Source organism: Streptomyces sp. NPDC051907, from assembly GCF_040681075.1.
Taxonomy (GTDB): Bacteria; Actinomycetota; Actinomycetes; order Streptomycetales; family Streptomycetaceae; genus Streptomyces.
Window position 1 is genome coordinate 1 of the sequence record NZ_JBFAYB010000187.1, and the last position, 6,710, is coordinate 6,710.

Genomic DNA, 6,710 nt, shown 5'->3' on the forward strand with positions numbered 1-6,710 from the left:
GTGCGGGCCGCCGCTTTTGCGCCCCCCCCGCCCCGGCCGGGCCTCGGGGGGGCCCCCAGCGGCTGCTCGCAGCCGCTGGAGCCCGGCCATAGCCGTCAGCCGTCAGCCGTCAGCCGGTCAGAGGCGCTCGGGCGTCCGGATGCCCAGCAGGGCCATGCCCTGGTGGAGCGTGCGGGCGGTCAGCTCCGAGAGGAAGTAGCGGTTCTCGGCCTGGGCCGGGGTGTCCGCCTTCAGCACCGGGCACTCGGCGTAGAAGGTCGTGTACAGCGACGCCAGCTGGTACAGGTACGCGGCCAGCTTGTGCGGCTCGTACGCGGCGGCCACCTCGGCCAGCGTCTCGCCGAACTGGTCCAGGTGCAGGCCCAGCGCCCGCTCCGCCGGCACGAGTTCGAGCTCGGGGTGCGGCTGGGCCGTCAGGTCCGCCGCGTTCCGGCTGATCGACTTGGCGCGGGCGTAGGCGTACTGGATGTACACCGAGGTGTCGCCGTTGAGCGCCACCATCTGGTCCAGGTCGAACTTGTAGTCCCGGGCCGCCGACGTCGACAGGTCCGCGTACTTCACCGCGCCGATGCCGATCTGCGCGCCGTTCTCGACGATCTCCTCCTCGGTGAGGGCGATCTTGTCGTTGTTCTTCTCGCGGACGACCGTCGTCGCCCGCTCGATCGCCTCGTCGAGGAGGTCCACCAGCCGTACGGTCTCGCCCTCACGGGTCTTGAACGGCTTGCCGTCCTTGCCCAGGACCGTGCCGAAGCCCAGCTGGTGCGCCGTGACGTCCTCGGTGAGCCAGCCGGCCCGCCGCGCCGTCTCGAAGACCATCTTGAAGTGCAGCGACTGCCGGACGTCCACCACGTACAGCAGGGTGTCCGCCTTGAGGTCGCCGACCCGGTTGCGGATCGCGGAGAGGTCGGTGGCCGCGTAGCCGTAGCCGCCGTTGGACTTCTTCACGATCAGCGGGGTCGGGTTGCCGTCCGGGCCCTTCACGTCGTCGAAGAACACGCACAGGGCGCCCTCCGAGCGGACCGCCACGCCCGAGTCCTCCAGGATCTGGCAGGTCTCCTCGAGCATGTCGTTGTAGCCGGACTCGCCGACGACGTCCGGGTCGGCGATCTTCACGTCCAGCTTGTCGAAGACCGAGTAGAAGTAGATCTTCGACTCGTCGACGAAGCGCCGCCACATCGCGACGGTCTCCTCGTCGCCCGCCTGGAGGTCGACGACCCGCTGGCGCGCCCGGTCCTTGAACTCGGCGTCGGAGTCGAAGACGACCCGCGCGGCCTTGTAGAGGCGGTTGAGGTTGGACATCGCCTCCTCGCCGGAGGCAGCCGCGTCCTTGTGGTCCAGCTCGTGCGGGTGCTCGATCAGATACTGGATGAGCATGCCGAACTGGGTGCCCCAGTCGCCGATGTGGTGGCGGCGGACCACCTTCTCGCCCGCGAACTCCAGGATCTGCACCATCGCGTCGCCGATCACCGCGGAGCGGAGGTGGCCGACGTGCATCTCCTTGGCCACGTTCGGCTGGGCGTAGTCGATGACCGTCGTGCCGGACTTCTCGGCGTACGGGACGCCCAGCCGGTCGTCGGCGGCGCGGGCCGCCAGGGTCTCGGTGATCGCCTGGTCGGAGACCGTGATGTTGAGGAAGCCAGGTCCGGAGACCTCGATCTCCTTCAGCAGGTCGCCGGCCGCGAGCGACTCGACGACCTTGGCCGCCAGCTCCCGCGGATTGCCCTTGAGCTTCTTGGCGAGCGCCAGGATGCCGTTGGCCTGGAAGTCGGCCCGGTCGCTTCGTCGCAGCAGCGGGTCGGCGGCGCCGGCCTCCGGCAGTGCTGCCGAGAGGGCGTCCGCGATGCGCTGCTGCACGGTCGAAGCGAGGGAAGGGACCGAGGCCATGAGCTTCCGTTCCTGTCGAGGGAGGCGTCGAGGCAGACGCCGAGGGAGATCGGATCGATCGAGATGATCGAGATGGTTGTCAAGTATCCCATGGAGACAGCGGCGATTTCCCGCGAGAATAGCCAGCCGCGACCTGGACAATGGCCAGCCGCGACTGGGACGACGGCCAGCCGTGACCTGGACGACGGCCAGCGGCGGGCAACCCCGGGCGGCTCGGGTCCGTCTGGGAGAATGGCTTACGCCAGCTCGCTAGAGAGCGCCCTAGAGAGCACCGAGGACATAGGAAGAGGACGTGCCGATCGTGGCTCAGAGCAGCACCGAGACCGACTGGGTCTCACGTTTCGCGGACGAGGTCATCGCCGAGTCGGAGCGACGTGCGCCTGGCAAACCGGTCGTCGTCGCGTCCGGCCTGTCGCCCTCCGGCCCCATCCACCTGGGCAACCTCCGCGAGGTCATGACCCCGCACCTGGTCGCCGACGAGATCCGGCGGCGCGGCCACGAGGTCCGCCACCTGATCTCCTGGGACGACTACGACCGCTACCGCAAGGTCCCGGCCGGGGTCGCGGGCGTGGACGACAGCTGGGGCGAGCACATCGGCAAGCCCCTGACCTCCGTGCCCGCGCCGGCCGGATCGACGTACGCGAACTGGGCCGAGCACTTCAAGGCCGCGATGGTCGATGCGCTGGCCGAGCTCGGCGTGGAGTACGACGGGATCAGCCAGACCGAGCAGTACACCGCGGGCGTCTACCGCGAGCAGGTCCTGCACGCGATGAGGCACCGCGGCGACATCGACGCGATCCTCGACCAGTACCGCACGAAGAAGGCGCCCGCGAAGAAGTCGCAGAAGCCGCTCGACGAGGCGGAGCTGGAGGCCGCGGAGGGCTCCGGCGCGGCCGGCGAGGACGACGGCAGCGGCGGCGCCGGCGGCTACTTCCCGTACAAGCCGTACTGCGGGCAGTGCGAGAAGGACCTCACCACCGTCGTCTCGTACGACGACGAGAGCACCGAGCTCGTCTACACCTGCGCGTGCGGCTTCGGCGAGACGGTCCGGCTGAGCGAGTTCAACCGCGGAAAGCTGGTCTGGAAGGTCGACTGGCCGATGCGCTGGGCGTACGAGGGCGTGATCTTCGAGCCGAGCGGCGTCGACCACTCCTCGCCCGGCTCGTCGTTCGTCGTCGGCGGGCAGATCGTGCGCCAGATCTTCGACGGCGTGCAGCCGATCGGCCCGATGTACGCCTTCGTGGGCATCTCCGGCATGGCGAAGATGTCGTCGTCGCGCGGCGGAGTGCCGACGCCGGCGGACGCGCTGAAGATCATGGAGGCGCCGCTGCTGCGCTGGCTGTACGCGCGCCGCAAGCCGAACCAGTCCTTCAAGATCGCCTTCGACCAGGAGATCCAGCGGCTCTACGACGAGTGGGACAAGCTGGAGGCGAAGGTCGCCGACGGGTCCGTGCTGCCCGCCGACGCGGCCGCGTACTCCCGGGCCGCGCGCACGGCCGCCGGCGAGCTGCCGCGCACGCCGCGCCCGCTGCCGTACCGCACGCTCGCCTCGGTCGTCGACATCACCGCAGGCCACGACGAGCAGACGCTGCGGATCCTGAGCGACCTGGACCCGTCGAACCCGCTGGCCTCGCTGGCGGAGGCCCGGCCGCGGCTGGACCGCGCCGAGAACTGGATCACCACCCAGGTCCCGGCCGACCAGCGCACGCTGGTGCGCGACGCCCCGGACGCCGAGCTGCTGTCGTCGCTGGACGACGAGGGCCGCCGGTCGCTGCGGCTGCTGCTGGAGGGCCTGGACACGCACTGGTCGCTGGACGGCCTGACGACCCTGGTCTACGGCGTGCCGAAGGTGATGGCGGGCCTGGCGCCGGACGCCAAGCCGACGCCCGAGCTGAAGGTCGCGCAGCGGTCGTTCTTCGCGCTGCTGTACCGGCTGCTGGTGAGCCGGGAGACCGGGCCGCGACTGCCCACGCTGCTGCTGGCGGTCGGGGCGGACCGGGTGCGCAAGCTGCTCGGGGAGTGAGGCGGGGCGCGTGACGGCTCACGCGTGACGGCTGTGCTGGTGTCTTCACCGGCGTCTGTATGGAGGGCTCTCATCCCGGCGGGGTGGGGGCCCTCCGGCGTCGGTGCATCCTTCGGACTACCCGCGCTTCGGTCCGGCGCAGGACGTTTTCGGCCGGTGGGCGCGGGACCTTGGACGCATGAAGGAAATCATCGCGATCATCGGCTGGGTCGTCGGCATCCAGGGAGCGCTGGGCGTCGCCGGCAGGAACTTCGGGGACGGCCCCTGGGGGCTGCTCCACAAGTGGTGGGAGATACCGACCGGGGGATACATCGCCCTGGCCGTGGTCGGGCTGGCCATGGCGGTGTGGGGCGAGCGGACGAAGAAGCGGGCGTAGGGCGTCTTCGGCGCGCTGGCCGCATGGGCTGCCTCTGGGGGGTCGGGCCGCTGGTCCGCTACGGCTGCCAGCGCCCACGACGACGCCCACGTCAACGCCTATCACTGAGCATCACGCCATGCCTGTAATGCAGGCGGCGTTGCCGGACAACAACAAGGTGGGGACGTAGTTCGGCGTCCCCGCCTTTTCAGTCGAGCGGCGGTCAAGAAGGTGAGGGAGCGGGGTGGAAGACCCAGGTGACAGCAGAAGCACGCAGCGCCGGCTCGAAGGGCTGTTCACCGCACATGCCGATCGTGTCTACGCCTTCGCCGCGCACAGGCTGGATCCGGAAGCCGCGCGGGACGTCGTGTCGGAGACGTTCCTTGCGGCGTGGCGCCGCATCGAGGACGTCCGGGATCCCGCCTTGCCCTGGTTGCTCGGCACCGCGAGGAAGATCATCGCGAACGAGCTCCGCAGACACAGCCGCCAGACCGCTCTGACCGAACGCCTCATCGTCATGACGGCGGAACGGGCCACGGACGACGAGTCCGTGTCCGCAGCGGACCGGCAGTCCGTCATCGCCGCGATGCGTCGCTTGTCCGAGGCGGACCAGGAAGTTCTGGCCGTATCGGCCTGGTACGACCTGAGCGGCCCCGAGGCCGCCAAGGTGCTGGGCTGCTCCCCCGGGGCCTACGCGGTCCGGCTGCACCGAGCCCGCCGCAGGCTTCACCGCCAGATGGGACGGGCAGCCGCCGGGGACTGCGCCTCGCGTCCGGTCCAGGAGGTAGAGCAGTGAAGAACCGCGACATCCACCGCGTCCTGCGCAGCGCCCGCCCAGCCGCCTACGACGGATGGCATGACACCGACGACGGACGCCAAGTCCTGGCGAACGTACTCGTCACCGCCCCAGAAGAGGAGACTCGCATGTCATCTCCCACGCGTCGTCCTGCCCGGACGACGTTGATCGCCGCCAGCGTCGTAGCGGCGGTCACGGCCGTCGCACTGCTCGCAGGTCCGCAGCTTCTCGGCGAGGACGACACGGCAGGCAGCAAGGGGCAGCGGTCGGCCTCCGCGTTCTTCGAGCCGCTCCGGTTCGGCGCGGGCATGCGCGAGGCCGAGCAGTACGACTCGCTCGATGCCGCTGCCGAGGCCGCCTCTGCCGTGGTGACGGCCGAAGTCGTCGGCGTCCGGACGACCAGGGTCGTCGAAGGCGAGGGAAGCGACCGTCTGTTCATGATCGGCGTCGTCCTACGGCCGAGCGAGATCCTGGACGGTGCGCTCGGCGATGCGTCGCAGCAGCAGCTCACGGTCGAGTTCATCGGGGGCGGCGAGGCCCCGGCCGCAGCGGTGGAGCAGATGAAGTCGACGTTGCCCGAGGGAGAGTCGGTCTGGTTCCTTCGTTCCAAGGCCGAGGAGGGCGAGCGCCATCTCGAGGAGCTCAAGCAGGCCGGGAAGACTCCTTCTCCCGATGTGGTCAAGGCCATCGAGGGGGACAGGCCCTACTACCGTGTCGTCTCCTCCCAGGGACTCTTCGTCCAGGAAGGCCAGGAGGTGGCCAACCCCATCGTGAGCGAGGAGGAGACGTCCGACGCGATGGTGGTCGAGGGCGAGAAGTACGACAAGGTGACCGACCTTGCCGACCATGTGCGCGCAACACGCTAGAGGTCACCACAGCTCGGCAGGTGGGCCGCCGACCACCGACGGCGCCCGCTTCCGCCGCCGGCCATCGGGCACCGAGCCCTCCCGACCTCGCCGGTCCTATGCGATGTGGTCGTCCAGCAGCTCACCGTTGAGACGGGCCGCGAACTGGTCCATGTACTGGTTCAGCTCGCGAGACTGGAGGAGCAGCCCGTACGCGGCCTCGACGTTGGCGGCGAAGGCGCCGGGTGTGGGCATGCCCTCGCCGTCTATCGAGTACCGGTACACCTGATACAGGTCCTCGTCCGAGGGCGCCGCCTCCTGAACGCCCCCGCCGAGGGCCCGAGTGCCGCCCGCGCCGTTCGGCACCTGGATGTGCGGCTCCGGCGCCTCCTCCTGGACTGGCTCAGGCACTGGCTCGGGCACTGGTTCCGGAGCCGGCCCGGGCCTACCCGCGCGGGGACGCGGCACCGGGAGCTGCCGCTGCTGTCCCTCGTAGAAGGCCTGCTGCTCCTGCGGAGGCGTGTAGATGGGCGGCTCGTAGTGCGGGTCGTAGTCGCCCTGGTACGCCACGTCCGCAGGGGTGGCGAACCACTGGCTCGGCGCCTCCTCCTCGGCCGTCGCGGCGGGCGTCGTCGCCTGGGCGGCCCCGGACTCCAGTTCCGGTGCGGCTGCGGCTGCGGCTGCGGCGGCGACCGCGGGCGACGGGGGCAGGAGCACCGGGTCCACGCCCGCCGCGGCCAGGCCCGCCGGGGCGGTGTCGGCCAGCGGTACGCCGAACTTCGCCAGCTTCAGCGGCATCAGCGCCTC

At 70.3% G+C, this 6,710-nt stretch carries 5 protein-coding genes and 1 pseudogene; 4 read left to right on the forward strand and 2 right to left on the reverse strand.

The genetic code is table 11. The features are described from left to right. Window positions 1-117: 117 nt before the first annotated feature. Window positions 118-1,884 carry an arginine--tRNA ligase gene (gene argS, locus AB0M39_RS41015; protein ID WP_365374024.1) on the reverse strand — a complete coding sequence of 589 codons (1,767 nt, stop codon included), beginning with the start codon at window positions 1,882-1,884 and terminating at the stop codon, window positions 118-120. A gap of 292 nt (window positions 1,885-2,176) precedes the next feature. On the opposite strand from argS, the gene lysS reads away from it, so the two are divergent. From lysS to AB0M39_RS41035, 4 genes are all read left to right on the forward strand, one after another. Next, on the forward strand, window positions 2,177-3,907 hold the full coding sequence (gene lysS / locus AB0M39_RS41020; protein WP_365374026.1) for a lysine--tRNA ligase: 1,731 nt from the start codon (window positions 2,177-2,179) through the stop codon (window positions 3,905-3,907). Window positions 3,908-4,085: 178 nt separating this feature from the next. Then, window positions 4,086-4,283 carry a hypothetical protein gene (locus AB0M39_RS41025; RefSeq protein WP_365374029.1) on the forward strand — a complete coding sequence of 66 codons (198 nt, stop codon included), beginning with the start codon at window positions 4,086-4,088 and terminating at the stop codon, window positions 4,281-4,283. A 223-nt stretch (window positions 4,284-4,506) separates the two neighbouring features. Next, window positions 4,507-5,058, forward strand: coding sequence for a sigma-70 family RNA polymerase sigma factor (locus AB0M39_RS41030; RefSeq protein WP_365374031.1), 552 nt, complete (start codon window positions 4,507-4,509; stop codon window positions 5,056-5,058). Further along, window positions 5,055-5,924, forward strand: a complete 870-nt coding sequence (locus tag AB0M39_RS41035) for a hypothetical protein (RefSeq protein ID WP_365374034.1) — start codon at window positions 5,055-5,057, stop codon at window positions 5,922-5,924. The genes AB0M39_RS41030 and AB0M39_RS41035 overlap by 4 nt, the downstream gene beginning before the upstream one ends. A 96-nt stretch (window positions 5,925-6,020) precedes the next feature. Here AB0M39_RS41035 and AB0M39_RS41040 read toward each other — a convergent pair. After that, window positions 6,021-6,710, reverse strand: a pseudogene (locus tag AB0M39_RS41040) (hypothetical protein); the annotation flags it as partial.

Excerpts from the sequence above, each read along its gene's own strand:
- argS (WP_365374024.1), bottom strand. The coding sequence starts at position 1,884 with ATGGCCTCGGTCCCTTCCCTCGCTTCGACCGTGCAGCAGCGCATCGCG.
- AB0M39_RS41025 (WP_365374029.1), top strand. The coding sequence starts at position 4,086 with ATGAAGGAAATCATCGCGATCATCGGCTGGGTCGTCGGCATCCAGGGA.